The organism is Streptomyces sp. NPDC030840, from assembly GCF_055572015.1.
In genome coordinates this window covers 55,646-75,996 of the sequence record NZ_JBVIEE010000023.1, presented here as the reverse complement: position 1 = coordinate 75,996, position 20,351 = coordinate 55,646, and the positions used below count along the sequence as shown (strand labels likewise).

Sequence of the window (20,351 nt, the reverse complement as noted above, 5' to 3'; positions counted from 1 at the left end):
GCTGCGGGCTGCGAGCGCTACGCGGCCGGTGTCCCCTCGGCCAGCAGGCGGTCGGCGATCTCCTCGATGCGCTCGCGCAGCCCCTCCTGGCTCTTGCCGCCGTCGAGGCGTTCGCCGCCGATGACGTACGTCGGGGTGCCGGTCACGCCGATCGCCTTGCCCTCGGCCTGGTCGGCGTCGACGATCAGGATGTGCCGGCCGTCGATCAGCGCGGTGTCGAACTCCTCGGCGTCGAGGCCGAGTTCACGGGCCACCTCCACCAGGAAGGGCTCGCCCTCGCGGCCCAGTTCCTCGACCCGCCGCAGCACGGCCTCGACGTACGGCCAGGCCTTGCCCTGCTCCGCGGCCTCCTCGGCGGCCTGGGCGGCGGCGAAGGCGTGCTTGTGCTTCTCCAGCGGGAAGTGCCGCAGCCGCAGTTCGAGCCGGTCGCCGTAGCGGGCGCGCAGCGCGCGGAGGTCGTCGAGGGCGCTGCGGCAGTCCGGGCACTGGAGTTCGCACCAGACGTCCAGGACCACGGGGGCGGGACCTGCGGAGGAGGAGTCGCTCATGGGCCCCAGTCTCCCAGCCGGGACGCCGCCGGCCCAATCCGGGACGCCAGGGCTCATGGCGGCGTCCGGTACCAGGGGTCTGCTACCAGGGGTCTGCTACCAGGGGTCTGGTACCAGGGGTCTGGTACCAGGGGTGGAGCGACCCCGAGACGACCCCGAGATCTCCCTGAGGTCCGGTCGGACCGTGGCATGCCGGGCACGTGGCGGTGCAGGATGGAAGGGACGAACCGCCCCCGCCCGACCGAGCACCGCATGGAGGACCGGATGATTGCCGAGACCGTTTGTGGCGCCGTGTCCGCGGCCGGGCTGGGCATCGCCGCGATCACGGCCTACCGCAAGCGCTTCCTCAGGGCGGCCCGCATCGCTGCGTACTCACTCGTGCCGATCGGCCTGGTGATGGTCGGGGCCGTCGAGTGGCTGGCCGACACCGCCTTCAGCCCGACCGCCTGGGCCGGTGTCGGAGTGCTGGCGGCCGCCTGGCTGCTCTTCGCGACCACCCGTGCCGTGGAGCGGCGCCGCGGTGGGACCGGCAAGGAGCGCAAGGCGGCCCAGGCCGCTCAGCGTGAGGCGACAGCGCCCGCGGCCTCAGCACCCTCCCTGGGGCAGGGCTCCCGGCCTGCCGCCCGCCCCACGGCCACGCCCGGGGCCACCGGCTCGGCGGGCTCCGGGGACGACTTCAGCGACATCGAGGCGATCCTCAAGAAACACGGCATATGACGGCGCCGCGATCCCGGATGATCGCGGACGCACGGGCCTGACTGAAACGACACAGTGGATCCGCCGAGAGGTCGGAAGTGATCACGATCGTTCCTCCGTAACAGGATATTGGCGAACTCCCGGTCATTCCGGATGTGTTGATCGCGGTGGAGGTGTCCGCTGCGCAATCATCGCCCGCGAGATGCTCGACACAACCCAGAGCGACACCGCGGCTCCGTCCGAGGAGCGGCGAGGTTGTCTCTTCGCGCTTTCCCAGCCACCGCTGATGATCTTCCTTGCGGTGATCGGCTGCCTTCTGCTCATGGCATCACTGCACGACCTGCTGATGCTCTGAGCCGTAAACGGAGCCCCGGCGTCACCCGCCGAGGGCTCCGTCAGTCCAGGCGGCCCCTGTCGGCCGCGTCCAGCCGCTGCGGACCGTGAGCCCTCAGCCCGCGGCCTCCTTCCGGCGCGCCCGGTATGCGGCCACGTGGAGTCGGTTTCCGCAGGTGCGGCTGTCGCAGTAGCGACGGGAGCGGTTGCGGGAGAGGTCGACGAAGGCGCGACGGCAGTCGGGTGCCTCACAGCGGCGCAGCCGTTCCTGCTCCCCGGCGACCACGAAGAAGGCGAGCGCCATCCCGCAGTCGGCCGCGAGGTGGTCGGCGACGGAGGCGCCGGGCGCGAAGTAGTGCACGTGCCAGTCGTAGCCGTCGTGGTCGGTGAGCCGGGGCGTGGTGCCCGCGGCGGCGACCAGGTCGTTGATCACCCCGGCGGCCGAGCGCACGTCAGGGGCCGCGAAGACCTCGGCGAACCGGGCGCGGACCTTGCGCACCGCCGCGAGGTCGAGCTCCGACAGCACCCCGACGTCACTGATGTCGTGCCTTCGTACGAAATCGCCGAGGGCGGGGACATCCACGAGCCCGTCCGTCGTCGTGTCGTCGTCCGGCGCGGTGTTCACCAGATCCACCACGGTGTCGAGGGCGCACCGGGTGTCGTGGGTGATCAGCACATTTCGCTCCCTGGCCTGGAGGTCGGGCGGGGCGCCCGCCGATGCTGGCCGATGGTAATGGCTCGACACGCCGTTCGACCGGCGCGGAACGAGCCTGGAGCAGCGCCGTGACGTCCGGAACGCATCCGGTACGTGCGGAGGGCCCCGCCCCGCACGGACGTCCCTCACAGACCCCGGCACGGGCGTTCAGGCCGCGAACGCCCAGGCCCCGGGCATGCGTGTCGGGGCCCTCGGCGGCAGAAGCCGACGCCTTTCCCGGTCAGGACAGGTCACCACCGGGCCCGAATCGAATCCCGCCACCGCCACCGCCACCGCCACCGGCCACCGCGACCCCGACCGCTCCCGTTCCGCCACCGCCACCGGCCACCGCTACCCGACCGCTTCCGGTCCGCCACCGGCCCGGCACTCCGCGCGACGTCGACACGTACGGTGACCCCGGCACTCCGTACGCACATGTCGCAAGACCGGAAACCAGTAGCCGCCCGGACACACCGGAACCGCCGTGCGGAGATCCGCGGCGACGGTGCCGGTGCGTGCCCTATGCGGTTGTCCTGGCCCGACCCGTCTCCCCGAGTGGACGGTGCCGGGCGGCCTGGTGTGGGAGCCTCGCCCTAGCTTTCCGCCAGGATGTGCGAGAGCTCCTGGTCGAGGTCGAAGTGCCGGTGTTCCGTGCCGGGGGGCACGGCGGCGTCCGTCCGCTTCAGGAACGATTCGAGGGCCCGCGCCGGGGCCTCGAGCAGGGCCTCACCCTCCGGAGAGCTCAGGGCGATGCAGACGACGCCCTGACCGTGGCTCCGGGACGGCCAGACGCGGACGTCGCCGGTGCCGGTGGGCCGGTGGAGCCCCTCGGCGAGGAGGTCGCGGGCGAACACCCACTCGACGGTCTCCTCGGCTCCGGTGTGGAAGGTGGCGTGCACGGCGTAGGGATCGGCCGTGTCATACCGCAGTCCCGCGGGAACAGGCAGTGAGGACTCGCTCGACACAACGAGGCGCAGGTGCAGCTCGCAGCTGACCGTGGTGTTCATAAGCGCCAGGGCCTTTCGCTCAGTGTGCGCTCGGGGATTCGCACGTCGGCGAAATCGACATGCCACCTACGGTGCCGTTGTAAACCCCTCTGAGTGTTTTGCATAGCTTTTGGTAGCTCGTCCGGCCGAGAGTGCGTTCGTCGGGTACGGCCATTCCGGTGACCGGTTTCTCTCGGGTAGGGTTTGGTCGTATGAATACGGGGAGTCACGACGCGGGGGAGGCCGCCGTGGCGGCCGACGGAGAGAAGAGCGACACCGCTGGCACATCTGAGAGCCGGACCGACGTGAAGGCGAGCGAGGAGGCGGCCCTCGGGTCCCGCGCGCCGGAATTCGTCAAGGCGCGGCGGATGCTCCACCTGAGCTGGCAGGTGGGTGTCTTCATCCTGGGGCTCGCGGTGGTGGGCGCGGGCGTGGTCATGCTGCCGCTCCCGGGCCCCGGCTGGGTGGTGATCTTCGCCGGCATGGCGATCTGGGCGACCGAGTTCGTCTGGGCGCAGCTGGTGCTCCGCTGGACGAAGCGCAAGGTGACCGAGGCGGCACAGCGGGCCCTCGACCCCCGGGTGCGGCGCCGCAACATCATCCTGACGACGATCGGCTTCGTGATCGTGGCCGTGCTGGTCGGCATCTACGTCTGGAAGTTCGGCTTCGAAATGCCCTGGAACATCAAGGATCAGTGATCAAGTGCCTTCCGGCCTACTCCGGTAGTGGTCGGAGGCATCCCGTGACATGGGGTAATGTTCTTCCTGCGCCCGGGCGATTAGCTCAGCGGGAGAGCGCTTCGTTCACACCGAAGAGGTCACTGGTTCGATCCCAGTATCGCCCACATGATCGGCAGGCGACCCGGTCCGCGGTTTCCGTGGACCGGGTCGTCGCGTTTTCGGTGCGTGGGGTGGGCTGCCGGCTGTCACGGCGTGCGGTCGGTGAAACCCGAACCGGACCGAACCCCAACCGGAACCGGAACTGGCTGAGGGCGAGGGGGCTTGTTTCGGTGTCCAGAGGCCGGTGACGTGGAGACCGGCGGCCGAAGGGCGCCGAGACCATCGCCGACTGGTCCCTGGCCCTGGTCACAGGCCCTCGGTCCCTGCCCTGGCTCCTGGTCCTTGGTCCCTGGCCCTTGGCCCTTGGGCCCTGGCCCTGGCCCTTGGTTCCTGTTCCTTGGTCGATGGCCGATCTCCGTGGTCACGGCTGACTCGCCGACCGCGTTCCGGGCTCGCCGCCGGCCGCGGCCCGTCCACGCCTCGGTTCTGCTGTCGGTGCCGGTTCGGCTGACGTGGCCTGACCTGGCCTGTCGTGCTCCGGTCCTCGTTTGAGGCCTGCCCGTGCTCGGGCCGACTGCCTCGCTGTACCTCGCGACTGGCAGGTTCGTCGGCGTCCCGCCCCGCTGGCTGACGTGCCCCGTCGGCGGAGCGGTGGCCGCCTGGCCGTCCTGACGGATCCGTCCCGCCAGATCCGTCCTGTCCATCCGTCCCTGCGCGTCCGTCTCCGCCCGGCGAGGCCCCGCCCATCCGTCCCTGCGCGTCCGTCTCCGCGCGTCCGTCCCTGCACGTCCGCCGCCGCCCGTGCGCCGCCGCCCGTCCGCCCCGGCCGTCTCCGCACGGCGAGGCCCCGCCCCGCCATGCCGACCGTTGTGATCGCCAGGCGCGCTCCTCGCTCTCCGCGGTCGGTCGCTGGGGCAGCTTTCTGACCGCTGAAAGCCGCCGTCGGCAGCCGACTCCTCCAGGGGCCCGCCCCCACCTCATCTCCGCCTCGCCTCGCCTCGCGCCATGTTCAGCCCAGGCCCGCGATCCCACTCACCAACCCGGTGCGTGCCGCCCCTCTGTCACACCCAACTCCACCCGCGACCCATCCTGTTCACCTCCCACCTCGTTCGACCCACCGGCCACACCGCTCCGACCTGCGTACTCCCGCGCCCGTCGCACCCGCGCCCCAGCCGGGACGCCCGAGCGCGGGCCCTCCGCTTTCCATCAATTCCTGTCCGAGTCATTGACGTGCCGTCAGGGCCTCCGTACCTTGTGCCAGCAAGCGCTTACTTGAAACGATTCATGAGGCGGACGCAACGTCGCGGGGAGGCTCAACCATGCAGCACGACCGGAAAGTTGAGAGGCGAACTATCCTCAAGGCGGCCGGCGCCTCACTGGCCGTCGCGGGGCTCGGGGCGACGGCCACGGCCTGCGGCGGCGGCAGCGGTGCGGGGGATGGGACGGTGACGATCCGTTACGCATGGTGGGGAGCCGAGGACCGCGCGGAGAGAATCAACAAGACCATCGAGCTCTTTCACAAGAAGTACCCGAAGATCAAGGTGAAAACGGACTTCCAGCCCTACCTGGACTTCTGGAAGAAGTTCAACACGCAGGCCTCCGGGGGAAATCCGCCGGACGTCTTCCAGAATGCCATCGGGTTCCTTCGCAAATACGATGCGAAGAATGTGCTGCTCGATCTCAGCGAGCAGGTCAAGGCGGGCAATCTCTCCATGGACGGCTTCCGTGCCGGACTGGAGAAGTTCGGCGAGATCGACGGCAAACTCCTCGGCGTTCCGGTCGGTTCCAACTCGATGGCGCTGGTGATCGACAAGCCCGTCTACACGAGGGCCGGCGTGAAGCCGGAGCAGGGCTGGACCTGGGACGACTTCCACGCGGCGATGGAGAAGATCCGCGACAAGACGGGCCGCGCCGGCGACAGCGGCATGTACGGCGTGATGTACCTCTACGACCTCTACCTGCGTCAGAACGGCAAGGCGTTCTTCATCGAGGACGGGCTCGGGTTCACCGAGGCGGACCTGAAGGACTGGTGGACGAAGGCGAAGAAGGGCGTCGAGGACGGCGTCTACGCCGACCCCAAGAAGGTCGCCCAGATCAAGCCCAAGTCGGCGGTCGCCGCGGAACTCGCCGGTGGTGAGTTCACCTGGGACAACTTCACCGTCCGCTACACCTCCGAGGGCAAGAGCGAGTACGGCCTGGCCCCCATCCCGACCACGGACGGCAAGAAGACCGGCCAGTACCTCGGCTCCCTCATGCTGAGCGCCTCCAAGCGCACCCAGCACCCCAAGGAAGTCGCCCAGTTCATCGACTTCATGGTGCACGACCCCGAGGTCGCCAAGATCATGGGCTACGACCGCGGCGTGCCCGCGACGCAGGCCCAGTACGACGCGTTCAAGCCGACCGACGAGGTCAACAAGGCGATCGCCGCCTACGAGGAGTCCCTCGTCAAGGCGGGCGTCCTGGAGCCCATCACCCCGCACCCGAACGGCGCGGACATCTGCGAGGCCGCCTTCCTGCGCATCGGCGAGGAACTCGGCCTGGGCAAGCGCTCGGTGGACGAGGCCGTCAAGCAGTTCTTCACCGAGTCGAAGACGGCTCTCGGCAGCTGATGGGAACCACCGTGACACACGCCCCTGCGATGGAGGGCCTGTCCAAGGACAAGGGCTCCGAGCCGCGGCACGGTCCGGTGGACTCCCCGCGCCCCGCCGCCCTCAAGCGGCGGCGGCGCCGGGAGAACCTGGCCGGCTATCTCTTCATGTCCCCGTGGATCGCGGGCTTCCTGCTCCTGACCGCGGGCCCGATGGTCGCCTCGCTCTACTTCGCGTTCACCGACTACAACCTGTTCGACGCGCCCAAGTGGATCGGCCTCGACAACTTCTCCGAGATGTTCGGCGACCCGCGCTGGCAGCACTCGGTGCGGGTGACGTTGTGGTATGTCGTCGTCGGTACGCCGCTGAAGCTGCTCGCCGCCCTCGGGGTGGCGCTGCTCCTCGCCCAGAAGCGGCGCGGGCAGGCCTTCTACCGGGCCGCCTTCTACGCGCCGTCGCTGATCGGGGCGAGCGTCTCCATCGCGATCGTCTGGAAGGCGATCTTCTCGGACGACGCGATCGTGGACCGTGTACAGAAGCTCTTCGGGGTGAACGTCGGCGGCTGGACCGGCGACCCGGACATGATCATCTACAGCCTGGTGGCGCTCACCGTATGGCAGTTCGGCGCTCCCATGGTCATCTTCCTGGCCGGCCTCAAGCAGGTCCCGCGTGAGCTGTACGAGGCGGCCGAGGTCGACGGGGCGGGCAAGCTGCGGCGGTTCTGGAACATCACGCTGCCGATGATCTCCCCGGTCCTCTTCTTCAACGTCCTGCTGGAGACCATCCACTCCTTCCAGATCTTCAGTTCGGCGTACATCGTCGGCGGCGGTGCCGGGGGCAACGCCTGTGGCCCCGCGGACGGTTCGATGGTCTACACCTGCTACCTCTACGTCCAGGGCTTCGAGAACAGCCGGATGGGCCTGGCCTCCGCCATGGCCTGGATGCTGCTCGTCGCGGTCGCCCTGGTCACTGCGGTGCTGTTCTGGTCCCAGAAGCGCTGGGTGCACTACGAGGAGGGCGCCTGATGAGCGCGCAGGCCACCGACATCACGCCGGCCACCTCCACGAGTGGTGGCGGTCTCCGGCGGAGGCTGCCCGGGTCCGTCGCCTGGCACCTCGGTTCCCTCGCGATCCTCGCGGTGATCCTCTACCCGGTGATCTGGGTCATCGGCGGCTCGCTCAAGAAGAGCGAGGACATCGTCGGCAGCCTGGACCTCTTCCCGGGCGACCCGATCACCTCGAACTACACGCGGCTCACCGAGGGCATCGCGGACATCTCGATCTCCACGTTCTTCCTCAACTCACTGACCCTCGCAGTCGGTTCGGTGATCGGCATCCTGGTGTCCTGCTCGCTGACGGCGTACGCCTTCGCGAGGATCAGGTTCGCGGGCCGGAACCTGCTGTTCACGCTGATGATCGGCACGCTCCTGTTGCCATACCACGTGCTGCTGATCCCGCAGTACGTGCTGTTCCGCAACATGGAAATGATCAACACGTACACCCCGCTCCTGCTGCCGAAGTACCTGGCCACGGAGGCGTTCTTCGTCTTCCTGATGATGCAGTTCATGCGCAACCTGCCCAAGGAGCTCGACGAGGCGGCGCGTCTCGACGGCTGCGGGCACCTGCGCATCTACTGGTCGATCGTGCTGCCACTGTGCCGTCCGGCCCTGATCACCAGCGCGATCTTCACTTTCATCAACGCGTGGAACGACTTCATGGGCCCGCTGATCTACCTCAACGAACCCGACAAGTACACGGTCTCCCTCGGTCTGAAGATGTTCGTGGACCAGGAAGCCGTGGCCGACTACGGCGGCATGATCGCCATGTCACTCGTCGCCCTGGTGCCGGTCCTCGCCTTCTTCCTCGCCTTCCAGCGCTATCTGATCGACGGCATGGCCACGTCCGGTCTGAAGGGCTGAGGTGAACCGACCATGGCCCGGACTGAGGCACGGTCGAAGGCGGCCTCGGCACGTGAACGCGGTGAGTCCCTGCTCGCCGAGCGGTTCGCGCTGTTCGCCGAGTGCCTGCTCACCGGTGTGTGGATCGCGGTGGCGTCGCTGCCGGTCGTGACCTACCCCGCCGCGTTCGCCGCCGGGGCGAGGCATCTGCGGCGCCGTGTCGCCCACGAGGGCGGCGGCTGGCGGGAGTTCGCCCAGGACTTCCGGACGGCCGTGCGCGGTGGGTGGATCGCCGGGATCCTCGGCTGGGCCGCCGCGGTCGCGGTCTGGGTGGACGTCCAGGCCGTACGGGCCGGAATCCCCGGAGGGCCACTCGTGGGTGCCGTCGGCGTGTTCGCGCTGATCGGTCTCGCCGTCGCCGGACTGCGTGCGGCGGCGGTGTGGCGGCCCGGCGCGGCCTGGCGGGCGCTGCTCGCCGACGCCGGGCGGCGCACCGTGCTCGACCCCGCCGGGTCCTTCCTGCTCGTCGGCGGACTGGCCGTGGTGGCAGGTTCCGCCTGGTTCGTCGCGCCGCTGGCGGTCCCGGTGCTCGGGGCCGTCGCGGCGGCGGCCTTCGCCGTGGAGGAGCGGTACCGGCGCCGCTGATCCGCGGTGTCCGTACAAGGCGGGCGCCGGTAGCGTCGCCCGTTCCACTGTCATGCCCCTGACCACCGCGTGAACGGCTTCCCGTAACGCACGGCTCCCGTAACGCACGGCTTCCCGTAACGCACAGCTTCCCGTACGGAAAGGAAAGGTCATGTCCCCCATCGACCGCAGGTCCCTCCTCAAGGCGGCCGCCGTCGCCGGAGCCGCCGCCCAGTTCAGCTGGGCACTGGGCACGAACGCGCAGGCCGCCCCCAGAGCCGAGGCAGGGGCGGCGGACGCGGACCCGGTGACCCTGGACTGGCTGGAGGACGGCGGGCTGGGCGCCGCGCCCGGGTCGACCGTGGGTGTGCCGTGGCCCAAGGGCGCCTACGACAAGGACCAGTCGTTCTCCCTGACGGACGCGGACGGCAAGGAGATCCCCGTCCAGTCCTGGCCCATCGGCTACTGGCCCGACGGCTCCCTGAAGTGGACCGCCCACGCGGTCGGTGCGGGCGCCGGCTCCGGAAAGCTCACCCTCTCCGCGGGCAGCCCCGCAGCCCCCGGGAAGAAGGTCACGGTCGACAAGAGCGGCGGAACCATCGACATATCGACCGGAGTCATCACCGCGAAGATCGGCAAGAGCGGCTCCACCCTCGTGAAGTCGGTCCGGCGCGGCTCCACCGAGATCGCCCACACCGGCCGTCTGGTCCTCCTGCGCCAGCCCGAGATCGAGGACGGTGACCAGGGCGCGGAGAAGTACGAGCGGTTCGAGAGCGTCATCGGCGAGACCGAGGTCGAGCAGGAAGGCCCCGTCCGCGCGGTCGTCCGCATCGACGGCAAGCACCGCAAGGGCGACCGCAGCTGGATGCCGTTCTCGATCCGGCTCTACTTCTACGCGGGCGCCGAGTCGTTCCGGATGGTGCACACCATCACGTACGACGGCAACCAGGAACCCGGCAAGGCGAGCGGCGACTTCATCCGCGGTATCGGCGTGCGCTTCAAGGTGCCGATGCGCGACGCCGCGTACGACCGGCACATCCGCATCGGCGGCGAGGGCACCGGTCTGCTCCGCGAGGCCGTCAAGGGCATCACCGGGCTGCGCCGCGACCCCGGAGCGGCCGTTCGCACGGCCCAGTTCGAGGGCAAGAAGCTGCCCGACCCCTCGACCTGGGACCAGCGGGTCACCACCCGCCTCCAGTACATCCCCGAGTGGGGCGACTACACCCTCTCGCAGCTCTCCGCCGACGGCTTCACCGTGCGCAAGCGCACCAAGAAGGGCCACGGCTGGATCGGCGCGGGCGGTGGCAGGCGGGCGAGCGGCTTCGGGTACGTGGGCGGCGCGAGCGGCGGATTCGCCTTCGGGCTCAGGGACTTCTGGGAGAAGTTCCCCGCCCAGCTCGACATCCGGGGCGCCCACACCGACACCGCCGAGGTCACCCTCTGGCTCTGGTCGCCCGAGGCGCAGTCCATGGACCTGCGCTTCTACCACGACGGCATGGGCCAGGACACCTACCCCGAACAGCTCGAAGGCCTCAACATCACCTACGAGGACTACGAGCCCGAGTTCGGCACCCCCTACGGCATCGCCCGCACCAGCGAACTCCTCTTCTGGGCCCACGAGTCCACTCCGGCGGCGGAGGACATGGCCAAGCAGGTCGAGGCCGTGCGCACGCCCCCGCAACTCGCCGCGCCGCCCAAGCAGCTCATCAAGGCGGGCGTCTTCGGCGGGCTGTTCTCCGAGCCGGACCGCTCCACCACCGCCAAGGCGAAGATCGAGGACCACCTCGACTTCCTCTTCACCTACTACAAGGACCAGGTGGAGCAGCGCCGCTGGTACGGCTTCTGGGACTACGGCGACATCATGCACAGCTACGACCCCAGCCGCCACCAGTGGTGCTACGACGTCGGCGGCTACGCCTGGGACAACTCCGAACTCTCGCCCGACCTGTGGCTGTGGTTCGCCTACATGCGCTCCGGCCGTGCCGACATCTTCCGCTTCGCCGAGGCCATGACCCGCCACACCGGCGAGGTCGACGTCTACCACCTCGGCAAGTGGGCGGGCCTCGGCACCCGCCACGGCGTCCAGCACTACGCGGACAGCGCCAAGCAGCAGCGCATCGCCAACACCACCTACCGCCGCTACTACTACTTCCTCACCGCGGACGAACGCGTCGGCGACCTCATGCACGCCAACGTCGACTCCGACGAGACGTTCCTCGTCCTCGACCCCATCCGCAAGATCCGCACCGAGCCCTACACCCCGGACCGCAACGCCCTCTCCATCGGCTTCGGAACCGACTGGAGCGGCCTGGTCTCCGCCTGGCTCACCGAGTGGGAGCGGCGCGGCCCCAAGTGGGAGAAGGCCAAGGCGCGCGTCCTGTCGACCATGGAGACCATCGCCGCCCAGCCCAACGGCTTCGTCCAGGGCAGCGCGCTGTACGACCTGGACACGGGCAGGTTCGCCGTCGCCGACAAGGCCGTGGTGAGCGTCTCGCACCTGTCCTCGATGTTCGGCCTGGTCGAGCTCAACGCCGAGCTCCTCGACCAGATCGAGATGCCGAAGTTCAAGGAGGCATGGCTCGACTACTGTCGCTACTTCAACGCCACCAAGGCCGAGCAGAAGGCCCGTTACGGCTCCGACTTCGGCTCCCTGCTGCTCTTCCAGGGCCACTCGCGGCTCGACGCCTACGCGGCCGTCGAGGCCAAGGACGACAAGCTGGCGGCCCGTGCGTGGCGGCAGTTCTACAGCAGTGCCGACACGTGGGACTACAAGGAGTCCACGGACTGGTCCACGAAGAAGATCGAGGGCCCGGCGGCCTTGGTGCCGGGCAGTGAGGCGGCGTGGGTGTCGACCAACGCGACGGCGCTGTACGGGCTGGCGGCGATCCAGAACCTGGCACTGGTCGGCGACAAGATGCCGTGACGCGTACGGACAGGGCTCCGCGCCCCTCGCGGGGCACGGAGGCCTCCCTCGCGGGCACACTCTGACCATGGACTGGAGCCACTACCGCTTCCGCAGCCTGTGGGCGCTGCCCGTGACGCCCGCCACCGCGTACGAGGCGCTGGAGCGGGTCGAGGACTACCCCCGGTGGTGGCCCCAGGTGCGCGAGGTGACCCGCCTCGACGACGCGACCGGCGCGCTGCGGATCCGGTCCGTGCTGCCGTACGACCTGAGGTTCACCGGCCGGGAGGTGCGGCGCGATCCTGCGGCCGGAGTGCTGGAGATCGAGATGACCGGGGACATGGACGGCTGGGCGCGCTGGACGCTCACGTCCGACGGAACCGGCACCCTCGCCCGCTACGACCAGGAGGTCCGCGTCACCAAGCCCCTGATGCGGCGGCTCGCGGTGCCGGGGCGGCTCGTGTTCCGCGCCAACCACGCGCTGATGATGCGGGCGGGGAGGAGAGGACTCCTCGCCCACCTGGCGGAGGGCCGTCAAGCGGTTTGAATCAACCCCGCGAGGACCTGTATTGTTCAGTCCGTTCCCGGGCGATTAGCTCAGCGGGAGAGCGCTTCGTTCACACCGAAGAGGTCACTGGTTCGAACCCAGTATCGCCCACGATGCCGATGGCGACCCGTGCCTGCACACCGCGCAGGCCAGGTCGCCATCGTCGTGTTCTGCGCGGCTTCGCCGCGCGCGGCGGGGGCTTCGCCGCCCGCACCCCCTCGGCTCGGGGTTGCCCTTCGCCGAGAAGGTCAGGCCGCCGCCGGCAGATCCGGGCGCAGCGGCCACGCCGGATCCACTTCCTCCTCCGTACCGCTGCGCGCGAACCACGCCTGCAGGCCGCGCGCCTGTGCCGCGTGCCACACCGCCTGCAGGGTGTGCAGCTCGGCGGGGGAGAGGCGTTCGAGCCGGGCCGCGAAACGGTGCCCTATCGCCCGTACGACCTCCATGGCGGCGAGCGCGTCCGCGGCCGCGTCGTGCGCGCCGTCCAGCGAGACCCCGTAGGTCCCGCACAGGTCGGTGAGGGTGCGGCGGCCCTTGCGGTAGCGGTCCAGGTGCTTGTCGAGGACGCGCGGGTCCAGCACGCGCAGAGGCGTCGACTCGAACCACTGGGCCAGGCAGGACGCGCGGTGGCGACGCAACTCCCGGTCCAGAAGCGTCAGATCGAAGGGAGCGTTCATGACCGCGAGCGGCCGGCGCCGCACGGCCTGCTCCGCGAGCTCCTTGGCTATCTCCTCCATCACCGGTGACGGCCAGCGCCCGTTGCGCTGCACGTGATCGTCCGTCAGTCCGTGCACCGCCGTGGCCTCGGCGGGCACCGGCACACCCGGGTTCACCAGCCATCGTGTCACCCTCGGACGGGCCCCGGGCGCGTCCTGGACGACGACGGCCGCCGACACGATCCGGTCGGTCTCGACGTCAACGCCCGTGGTCTCCGTGTCGAACGCGGCCAGGGGGCCCTCGTACCAGTACGCCATACGCACACAACTCCTCGTTCACCTCGACAGTTGATGCTCCGTCACTGCCCGATTCGGTGATACCCGGGCTGTTTGCGCCATACGCCGGAAGGAGACAACAGAAGTACGGGTCTTTGCAGTTCAGCGGCCTGTGTCAGGTATTCGTGCGTACCGGAAGGCTGTTGTCATGGCGATCGCGCAGCCCGAACAAGGCGGGCTGCTGCCGCAGCGGACCGCCCCGCACCGAGGCACACTCGCCACCACCGCGTGCATGGAGACACTCCAGGTCGGCTATCTGCACGCCGTGGCGGCGGCAGCGGGCTGCTCGCTGTCCCAGCCCTTCCCGGACAACGGCATCGACTGGCACGTCAGCCACAGTGCCCCCGGGCACACGGTCGACGACGAAGTCACCATCAAGGTGCAGCTCAAGTGCACGTACCAGGTCCCGCCGAACCCCCCGGGCCCGGCGTTCTCCTTCACGCTCGACAACGAGCACCTGGTGAAGCTCGCCCGCAGCCCGGTCTCGGTGCACAAGATCCTGGTCGTGATGCTCGTTCCCCGCTCCCAGGACGACTGGCTGCGCGCCAGCCACGACCGCCTGGACCTGCGGCACTGCTGCTACTGGATCAACCTGGCCGGGCACCCGGTCACCGGCCGGCGCAGGACCAACGTGCGCATACCGACCTCGCGCATCTTCGACGACCGCGCGCTCTGCGAGATCATGACGCGGGTGGGAACGGGAGGCAGACCGTGACGCACCGCCCCATCGACGAGCCCTCGGGCCCCGTCAGGCCCCATCCGGCCGACCCCCACTGGACCCGGCCGCCCGAGCCCGGCCGGGTCGACCCGGCGGTCCTCGGCACCCTCCTGCAACGGCACGGCTGGCAGCGGCGCGGGGGAGCCGCCGGACGCTACGGCCGCTGGACCCCTCCCGGACCCGGCGGCAACGGCACGAGCCTGCTCGTGCCCGTCAGCCGCGCCTTCCCCGACAGCGACGACCTGCTCGGCGAGGCCCTCGACGCGCTCTCCCGCAGCGGATCCCCCTCCGCCCGCGACGTCCTGCTCGCCCTCTCCGTACCCAGCGACGAGATCCGCTGGTGGCGGGACGTCCCGACCGGCCCCGTGGGCGCCGCCTCCTGGACCGTCGAGGACCAGCTGCGCACCGCCGCCCGCAGGATGCTGCTCGCGGGAGCGCTCGCCACCCGCGCCCGTGCGGGCTACCACGGCGCCCGCCACCGCCGCCCGGCCGCCGCGTCCCTCGACGACGTCCTCCTCGGAGCCGCGCCCGAGGGGCGCCGCCTCACCGCCTTCGTGCCCGTGGCCACCGGCCGGCCCCTCGCCGTACGCCTCCACCAGGCGCTGTACGCGGCCCGCGAGGCCGTCGACTACCAGCGCGCCACCGGAGGCATGGACGCCTTCGACAGCGCGGTCGAGGCGGGCGTCAGCCACGAACTCACCGAGTCCCTCGTCGCCCTCGTCCGGGGCACCGAGGGCGCGCGCGTCGCCGTCGAATGGGCACCGGCCGCCGGGGTCCCCGAGGGCTGCGCGGCACCGGCCGAGCCCGTCGAGTTCACCCCGGGCGACCTGCCCGCGCTGCGCGAGGCCGGGGCCCGCTACCTGCGCGAGGAACCCCCGGTGCCCGTGCGCCTGACCGGAGCCGTCGTACGGATGCGCCGGTCCGGCCCTCGGGGCGCGGGCACCGTACGCCTCCGCGTCCTCGCCGGGGCCGACGTACCGCACGTCCGCATGACGCTGGACGAGGAGGCGTACCGGATCGCGGGCCACGCCCACCTCGTCGGGCTGCCCGTGCGCGTGCACGGCAGGCTGGAGAGCCGGGGCGGGTTCCGGCGGCTCACCGACGCGTCCGGGGTCGCCCCCGTACAGGTCGACGAGGCGGAGCGGGACCGGCTGATGAAGTCCCTCCAGGAGACCGCCGAGAGAATGGCCTTTTTCGAGGAGGCGTGCGATGACGAATGAGTCCCGCCGGGGATAACCGTTTAGCAGAGGGCACCGCGGGCTCGGTACGATTCCTGTCTGCGTACGCGGACGCGTGCGCGCTCACCCATCAGGCAGGAGAGACCGGTGTCAGACGTCCGTGTGATCATCCAACGCGATTCCGAGCGGGAAGAGCGCGTGGTGACGACGGGCACTACGGCCGCCGACCTCTTCGCCGGTGACCGCACCGTCGTCGCGGCCCGCGTGGGCGGCGAGCTCAAGGATCTCGCGTACGAGGTGAGGGACGGCGAGACCGTCGAGGGTGTGGAGATCTCCTCGGAGGACGGCCTGAACATCCTGCGGCACTCGACCGCGCACGTGATGGCACAGGCCGTGCAGGAGCTGTTCCCCGAGGCCAAGCTGGGGATCGGGCCGCCGGTCCGGGACGGCTTCTACTACGACTTCGACGTCGCCGAGCCGTTCACCCCCGAGGACCTCAAGCGCATCGAGAAGAAGATGCAGGAGATCCAGAAGCGGGGCCAGCGCTTCGCACGCCGCGTCACCACCGACGAGGACGCCCGCGTCGAGCTGGCGGACGAGCCGTACAAGCTGGAGCTCATCGGCCTCAAGGGCAACGCGGCGAACGCCGCGGAGGGCGCGGACGCCGAGGTCGGCGCCGGCGAGCTCACCATCTACGACAACCTCGACGCCAAGACCGGCGAGCTGTGCTGGAAGGACCTCTGCCGCGGTCCGCACCTGCCCACCACCCGGAACATCCCGGCGTTCAAGCTGATGCGGTCGGCCGCCGCCTACTGGCGCGGCAGCGAGAAGAACCCGCAGCTCCAGCGCATCTACGGCACCGCCTGGCCCTCCAAGGACGAGCTGAAGGCGTACCTGGACTTCCTCGTCGAGGCCGAGAAGCGCGACCACCGCAAGCTGGGCGCCGAGCTGGACCTGTTCTCGATCCCCGAGGAGCTCGGCTCCGGTCTCGCGGTCTTCCACCCCAAGGGCGGCATCGTCCGCCGGGAGATGGAGACCTACTCGCGGAAGAAGCACGAGGACGCGGACTACGAGTTCGTGAACACCCCGCACATCGCGAAGGAGAACCTCTTCGTGACCTCGGGGCACCTGCCGAACTACGGGGAGGCGATGTTCCCGCCTCTGGAGTTCGACGGGCACAACTACCGCCTCAAGGCGATGAACTGCCCGATGCACAACCTGATCTTCAAGGCGCGCGGCCGCTCGTACCGCGAACTTCCGCTGCGGCTTTTCGAGTTCGGCACGGTGTACCGCTACGAGAAGTCGGGCGTCGTCCACGGTCTGACCCGCGCGCGGGGCTTCACCCAGGACGACTCGCACATCTACTGCACGAAGGAGCAGATGGCGGACGAGCTGGACTCGCTGCTGACCTTCGTGCTGGACCTGCTGCGCGACTACGGCCTGACCGACTTCGAACTGGAGCTGTCCACCCGTGACGACTCGCCGAAGTTCATCGGTGAGGACGTGGAGTGGGAGGAGGCCACCGAGGCGCTGCGCCAGGCAGCGGAGAAGCAGGGCCTGCCGTTGGTGCCCGACCCGGGTGGCGCCGCGTACTACGGCCCGAAGATCTCCGTCCAGGCGAAGGACGCGATCGGCCGCTCCTGGCAGATGTCCACCATCCAGGTCGACTTCCAGCAGCCCAAGCGGTTCCAGCTGGAGTACACCGCGGCGGACGGCTCCAAGCAGCAGCCGGTGATGATCCACCGTGCCCTGTTCGGCTCGATCGAGCGCTTCTTCGCGGTGCTCCTGGAGCACTACGCGGGCGCGTTCCCCGCGTGGCTGGCGCCCGTCCAGGCCGTCGGCATCCCGATCGGTGACGCGCACGTGCCATACCTGGAGGCGTTCGCCAAGAAGGCCAAGGCCGCGGGCCTGCGCGTCGAGGTCGACTCCTCCTCCGACCGCATGCAGAAGAAGATCCGCAACGCCCAGAAGGCGAAGGTGCCCTTCATGGTCATCGCGGGCGACGAGGACATGACCAACGGTGCCGTCTCCTTCCGCTACCGCGACGGCTCCCAGGAGAACGGCATCCCGGTCGACGAGGCGATCGCCAAGATCGCGCAGGTCGTGCGGGACCGCGTCCAGGTCTGACCCGTACGCGCGGAGTGACGCGAGGGCCCCGGAGCTCACCGCTCCGGGGCCCTGCGCCGTGCTCCGCGTCTCACCGTCCGCACCGCCCCGGCCACACGCTCCGTCCCGGCGAAGCCATATGCTGCACTGCATGACGAGTGAGCCGGAACAGCAGATCGGAGTGGGGACGCAGGACGCGTTCCAGCGCCTGTGGACGCCCCACCGGATGGCATACATCCAGGGCGAGAACAAGCCCACCGGTCCGGGGGCCGACGACGGCTGCCCGTTCTGCTCGCTCCCGGCCAAGTCCGACGAGGACGGCCTGATCATCAAGCGCGCCGAGCAGGTGTACGCGGTGCTCAACCTGTACCCGTACACCGGCGGCCACCTCATGGTCGTGCCCTACCGCCACGTCGCCGACTACACGGACCTCACGGCAGCGGAGACCACCGAACTCGCCGAGCTGACCAAGCAGGCCATGAGTGCCCTGCGGACCGCCTCCGGCGCCCACGGCTTCAACATCGGCATGAACCAGGGCACGGTCGCCGGTGCCGGTATCGCCGCGCACCTCCATCAGCACGTGGTGCCCCGCTGGGGCGGGGACACCAACTTCATGCCGGTGGTCGGGCACACGAAGGTGCTGCCGCAGCTTCTCGCCGATACGCGGAAGATGCTTTCGGAGGCGTGGCCGGCCGGCTGACGGGTCGGTCCTTCTCGTCCCGTCTGCAGGTTCCGTCCTGGTCGGGCGCGGGTTCGTTGTGGCTTGTCGCGCCCACGCGGCGGAGTCGCGAAATCGACACAGCCCCGCGCCCCTGCACGGGGCGCTCTACGCGTCGTACAGATCCGCCTTTCGCGGCGTCGGGTCCTGCACCGCCGTGCTGAGGAAGGCGGACCGGGCGCCGAACTTCTCGGTGTCCACGCCGTTCTCCTCGAGGACCTTGATCGCCGCCGAGTGCACCACCCGCAGCACGGGCGTCGCGGCGCGCAGCGCGTCGTCCGCCATGAAGCGGTGCCGCCACGGCTGATCGGCCCAGGCGTGGCGCAGCCCGAACGGCTCGGGCAGCGCCAGCGACCCGCCGAGCCAGTTCAGCAGCGGTGGATACCAGGTCAGCGGTGCCCGTGCGGTCAGCCGTACGACCTCGTCCGTGTCGACCAGCGGGAGCTTCACCTTCCGGGTCTCCCAGAACCTGAGCGACTTCTGGACTTCCTTCTCCTTCGCCGCGGGCTTCGTGGTGAACAGTCCGTGCACCGGCCCCAGGGCATGCCCGGTGACCTCGATGCGCAACGTGTGGTGCAGCACGGTCACTGTGATCATCATCGTGATGATCAACTGGCCGTCCCAGAGGGTCCACTGCACACCCAGGTAGTGCCGGTTCCCGCTGCCGAACTGCTGCTTGTTGCAGATCTCCTGTATGGCGTGGGTCTTGAACTGGTACGCCTCGACGTCCGTGCTCTCGGGCCGAGACACCTCAGTGGCGCCCTCACCGATCGGGCTGATGATCCAGTGCCTGATCGACGGGGGCGTGAAGCCACCGGTGTTCAGCGGCCCGCGCTCCAGCATGCGCAGCTGGTCGTGGATGGACCGTATGACGTCCCAGCTGCGGAACGGGTGGATCTCCTTGTCGGGGTCCGCCGGTACCAGATCCTCGGCGAGCTGCCAGCTGCCCCAGCGGGTACCCATGCCGAGGACGCCCTTGGGGCCGGCGTAGAAGGCGAGGTTGGACCGCTGCTCCGCGCTGAGGCGGTGGAGCTCCTTGCGCAGCTGCTCGGCCTTGCCCTCGTTCGGACTGCCGGGCACCGCCTCGGGGATCTTCGCGCCCACGCCACCGCCCGACAGCAGGGCCGACCAGCGATCACGCAGGTCCGCGGCTGTGCGCTCGCAGATCTGCTTGGCCCAGAACCAGCCGACGACCGGGACCACGAGGCACGCGCGTGCGTACCACATCCAGAAGCCGGTGACCGGCAACTTGAACAGGGCGACCACGGCGAGGGCGCCCATGGCGACGAGCAGGGTGGTGCCCAGGGCGCCGACGCGCTTGTTCTCCTGCTTGGCGACCGTCGTCCGGACCTGGAAGACCAGGAGCCAGAGCAGGAGCCCGGGCAGGAACAGCAGGCCGCACAGCACCATCACCGCCGTGAGCCAGTTGTCCCGCTCGCGGCGGATGCGGTTCGCCGCGAGGCAGTGCTCGACGACGACCTGGGGCTCCATGCCGAAGGACTGGATGAGCGATTTGCGGCCGGCCCCGAGCATGCGGTCCCGCACCGCCACCGAGAAGGCCTCGCCCAGGTTGGGCCGGAAGATCGTCGCCCACTTGCGGCCTGCCTTGACCGTGGACTTGTGCCACTCGTTGTTGGCCTTGAGGATCTCCGCGACCTCGCTGTCCCGGTAAGCCGCCGACGCCAGCGCGAAGGTCGCCGCCGTCTGGCCCGCGGTGCCCGTCAGCGGCACCTGCGCACCGGGAGAGAAATCGAATCCGTCGTCCGCCACCGCCGCCCCCATCGCCACAGTTCCGCTTCTGCGGCCTTCCCGACTTCCGAGCTCCGCACACCTGTTGATCAGGTCATCGCCAGGATCGCGGCCCGATCGGGCCACAGCTCGATCAGGTGATCAGCGTATCGGCACCCACCGACATCCGTCATCGGGCGCGTGAAGCCGCCCGTCGTCAGGGAGTTGGCAGCTACCTCGGTCGCCCGTCTCCGCACCCCGAGTCACACGCTCCCCGGCCGTCAGGCGCCCCGAGCCCGGACCCCCGGCCCGGGGCG

The 20,351-nt window shown here is 69.7% G+C and carries 18 protein-coding genes and 2 tRNA genes; 15 read left to right on the top strand and 5 right to left on the bottom strand.

Going from position 1 to position 20,351, the window contains the following annotated elements:
• Positions 1–17: 17 nt before the first annotated feature.
• The gene (locus ACZ49J_RS35730) at positions 18–548 is read right to left on the bottom strand and encodes a DsbA family protein (protein WP_467454958.1); all 531 of its coding nucleotides are present in this window, start codon (positions 546–548) and stop codon (positions 18–20) included.
• 264 nt (positions 549–812) lie between these two features.
• Here ACZ49J_RS35730 and ACZ49J_RS35725 point away from each other — a divergent pair, with 264 nt between their 5' ends.
• Together ACZ49J_RS35725 and ACZ49J_RS35720 are read left to right on the top strand one after the other, a co-directional pair.
• Complete coding sequence (locus ACZ49J_RS35725) at positions 813–1,265, top strand: hypothetical protein (RefSeq protein ID WP_467454960.1); 453 nt, start codon at positions 813–815, stop codon at positions 1,263–1,265.
• A gap of 181 nt (positions 1,266–1,446) precedes the next feature.
• Positions 1,447–1,599 (top strand): hypothetical protein, encoded by a 153-nt coding sequence (locus tag ACZ49J_RS35720; RefSeq protein ID WP_194238614.1) that lies wholly within the window; start codon positions 1,447–1,449, stop codon positions 1,597–1,599.
• Between the two features lie 93 nt (positions 1,600–1,692).
• Here the strand turns inward: ACZ49J_RS35720 and ACZ49J_RS35715 are convergent, their stop codons facing one another.
• Together ACZ49J_RS35715 and ACZ49J_RS35710 are read right to left on the bottom strand one after the other, a co-directional pair.
• Positions 1,693–2,253 (bottom strand): CGNR zinc finger domain-containing protein, encoded by a 561-nt coding sequence (locus ACZ49J_RS35715; protein ID WP_467454963.1) that lies wholly within the window; start codon positions 2,251–2,253, stop codon positions 1,693–1,695.
• Between the two features lie 611 nt (positions 2,254–2,864).
• On the bottom strand, positions 2,865–3,278 hold the full coding sequence (locus ACZ49J_RS35710; protein ID WP_004002642.1) for an SsgA family sporulation/cell division regulator: 414 nt from the start codon (positions 3,276–3,278) through the stop codon (positions 2,865–2,867).
• Between the two features lie 191 nt (positions 3,279–3,469).
• Between ACZ49J_RS35710 and ACZ49J_RS35705 the strand changes: the two genes are divergently transcribed.
• From ACZ49J_RS35705 to ACZ49J_RS35665, 9 genes are all read left to right on the top strand, one after another.
• The gene (locus ACZ49J_RS35705; protein WP_467454964.1) at positions 3,470–3,955 is read left to right on the top strand and encodes a TIGR02611 family protein; all 486 of its coding nucleotides are present in this window, start codon (positions 3,470–3,472) and stop codon (positions 3,953–3,955) included.
• Between the two features lie 74 nt (positions 3,956–4,029).
• Positions 4,030–4,101, top strand: a tRNA-Val gene (locus ACZ49J_RS35700).
• Between the two features lie 1,254 nt (positions 4,102–5,355).
• Entirely contained in the window at positions 5,356–6,645 is a 1,290-nt protein-coding gene (locus ACZ49J_RS35695; RefSeq protein ID WP_467454966.1) for an ABC transporter substrate-binding protein, read from the top strand.
• Positions 6,645–7,649, top strand: coding sequence for a carbohydrate ABC transporter permease (locus ACZ49J_RS35690; protein WP_467454968.1), 1,005 nt, complete (start codon positions 6,645–6,647; stop codon positions 7,647–7,649). Before ACZ49J_RS35695 ends, ACZ49J_RS35690 begins: the two co-directional genes overlap by 1 nt.
• On the top strand, positions 7,649–8,542 hold the full coding sequence (locus ACZ49J_RS35685; RefSeq protein ID WP_467454969.1) for a carbohydrate ABC transporter permease: 894 nt from the start codon (positions 7,649–7,651) through the stop codon (positions 8,540–8,542). Before ACZ49J_RS35690 ends, ACZ49J_RS35685 begins: the two co-directional genes overlap by 1 nt.
• Before the next feature lie 12 nt (positions 8,543–8,554).
• A complete protein-coding gene (locus ACZ49J_RS35680; RefSeq protein WP_467454971.1) occupies positions 8,555–9,166 on the top strand; it encodes a hypothetical protein in 612 nt (203 codons plus the stop codon).
• 151 nt (positions 9,167–9,317) lie between these two features.
• On the top strand, positions 9,318–12,068 hold the full coding sequence (locus tag ACZ49J_RS35675; protein WP_467454973.1) for an exo-rhamnogalacturonan lyase family protein: 2,751 nt from the start codon (positions 9,318–9,320) through the stop codon (positions 12,066–12,068).
• A gap of 67 nt (positions 12,069–12,135) precedes the next feature.
• On the top strand, positions 12,136–12,594 hold the full coding sequence (locus tag ACZ49J_RS35670; RefSeq protein ID WP_467454974.1) for an SRPBCC family protein: 459 nt from the start codon (positions 12,136–12,138) through the stop codon (positions 12,592–12,594).
• A gap of 39 nt (positions 12,595–12,633) precedes the next feature.
• Positions 12,634–12,705, top strand: a tRNA-Val gene (locus tag ACZ49J_RS35665).
• A gap of 137 nt (positions 12,706–12,842) precedes the next feature.
• Here the strand turns inward: ACZ49J_RS35665 and ACZ49J_RS35660 are convergent.
• Positions 12,843–13,568: an exonuclease domain-containing protein gene (locus ACZ49J_RS35660; protein WP_467454975.1), complete on the bottom strand. Its 726-nt coding sequence runs from the start codon at positions 13,566–13,568 to the stop codon at positions 12,843–12,845.
• Positions 13,569–13,734: 166 nt separating this feature from the next.
• Here ACZ49J_RS35660 and ACZ49J_RS35655 point away from each other — a divergent pair, with 166 nt between their 5' ends.
• The 4 genes from ACZ49J_RS35655 to ACZ49J_RS35640 all read left to right on the top strand — a co-directional run bounded on the left by ACZ49J_RS35655 (position 13,735) and on the right by ACZ49J_RS35640 (position 18,288).
• Positions 13,735–14,301, top strand: a complete 567-nt coding sequence (locus ACZ49J_RS35655; RefSeq protein ID WP_467454977.1) for a DUF4365 domain-containing protein — start codon at positions 13,735–13,737, stop codon at positions 14,299–14,301.
• A complete protein-coding gene (locus ACZ49J_RS35650) occupies positions 14,298–15,524 on the top strand; it encodes a hypothetical protein (protein ID WP_467454978.1) in 1,227 nt (408 codons plus the stop codon). Before ACZ49J_RS35655 ends, ACZ49J_RS35650 begins: the two co-directional genes overlap by 4 nt.
• Positions 15,525–15,629: 105 nt before the next feature.
• A complete protein-coding gene (gene thrS / locus ACZ49J_RS35645; RefSeq protein ID WP_467454980.1) occupies positions 15,630–17,609 on the top strand; it encodes a threonine--tRNA ligase in 1,980 nt (659 codons plus the stop codon).
• 118 nt (positions 17,610–17,727) lie between these two features.
• Positions 17,728–18,288: an HIT family protein gene (locus ACZ49J_RS35640; RefSeq protein ID WP_467454981.1), complete on the top strand. Its 561-nt coding sequence runs from the start codon at positions 17,728–17,730 to the stop codon at positions 18,286–18,288.
• A gap of 126 nt (positions 18,289–18,414) precedes the next feature.
• Here ACZ49J_RS35640 and ACZ49J_RS35635 read toward each other — a convergent pair whose 3' ends face one another.
• On the bottom strand, positions 18,415–20,088 hold the full coding sequence (locus tag ACZ49J_RS35635; protein ID WP_467454983.1) for a hypothetical protein: 1,674 nt from the start codon (positions 20,086–20,088) through the stop codon (positions 18,415–18,417).
• Positions 20,089–20,351 lie beyond the last annotated feature (263 nt).

Bases quoted from the DNA above. Each gene is read 5' to 3' on its own strand.
- ACZ49J_RS35710 (WP_004002642.1), bottom strand. From the start codon at position 3,278: ATGAACACCACGGTCAGCTGCGAGCTGCACCTGCGCCTCGTTGTGTCG.
- ACZ49J_RS35695 (WP_467454966.1), top strand. From the start codon at position 5,356: ATGCAGCACGACCGGAAAGTTGAGAGGCGAACTATCCTCAAGGCGGCC.
- ACZ49J_RS35655 (WP_467454977.1), top strand. From the start codon at position 13,735: ATGGCGATCGCGCAGCCCGAACAAGGCGGGCTGCTGCCGCAGCGGACC.
- ACZ49J_RS35730 (WP_467454958.1), bottom strand. From the start codon at position 548: ATGAGCGACTCCTCCTCCGCAGGTCCCGCCCCCGTGGTCCTGGACGTC.
- ACZ49J_RS35675 (WP_467454973.1), top strand. From the start codon at position 9,318: ATGTCCCCCATCGACCGCAGGTCCCTCCTCAAGGCGGCCGCCGTCGCC.
- ACZ49J_RS35640 (WP_467454981.1), top strand. From the start codon at position 17,728: ATGCTGCACTGCATGACGAGTGAGCCGGAACAGCAGATCGGAGTGGGG.
- ACZ49J_RS35720 (WP_194238614.1), top strand. From the start codon at position 1,447: ATGCTCGACACAACCCAGAGCGACACCGCGGCTCCGTCCGAGGAGCGG.
- ACZ49J_RS35725 (WP_467454960.1), top strand. From the start codon at position 813: ATGATTGCCGAGACCGTTTGTGGCGCCGTGTCCGCGGCCGGGCTGGGC.
- ACZ49J_RS35685 (WP_467454969.1), top strand. From the start codon at position 7,649: ATGAGCGCGCAGGCCACCGACATCACGCCGGCCACCTCCACGAGTGGT.
- ACZ49J_RS35680 (WP_467454971.1), top strand. From the start codon at position 8,555: ATGGCCCGGACTGAGGCACGGTCGAAGGCGGCCTCGGCACGTGAACGC.
- ACZ49J_RS35635 (WP_467454983.1), bottom strand. From the start codon at position 20,088: ATGGGGGCGGCGGTGGCGGACGACGGATTCGATTTCTCTCCCGGTGCG.
- ACZ49J_RS35660 (WP_467454975.1), bottom strand. From the start codon at position 13,568: ATGGCGTACTGGTACGAGGGCCCCCTGGCCGCGTTCGACACGGAGACC.
- ACZ49J_RS35670 (WP_467454974.1), top strand. From the start codon at position 12,136: ATGGACTGGAGCCACTACCGCTTCCGCAGCCTGTGGGCGCTGCCCGTG.
- ACZ49J_RS35705 (WP_467454964.1), top strand. From the start codon at position 3,470: ATGAATACGGGGAGTCACGACGCGGGGGAGGCCGCCGTGGCGGCCGAC.
- ACZ49J_RS35690 (WP_467454968.1), top strand. From the start codon at position 6,645: ATGGGAACCACCGTGACACACGCCCCTGCGATGGAGGGCCTGTCCAAG.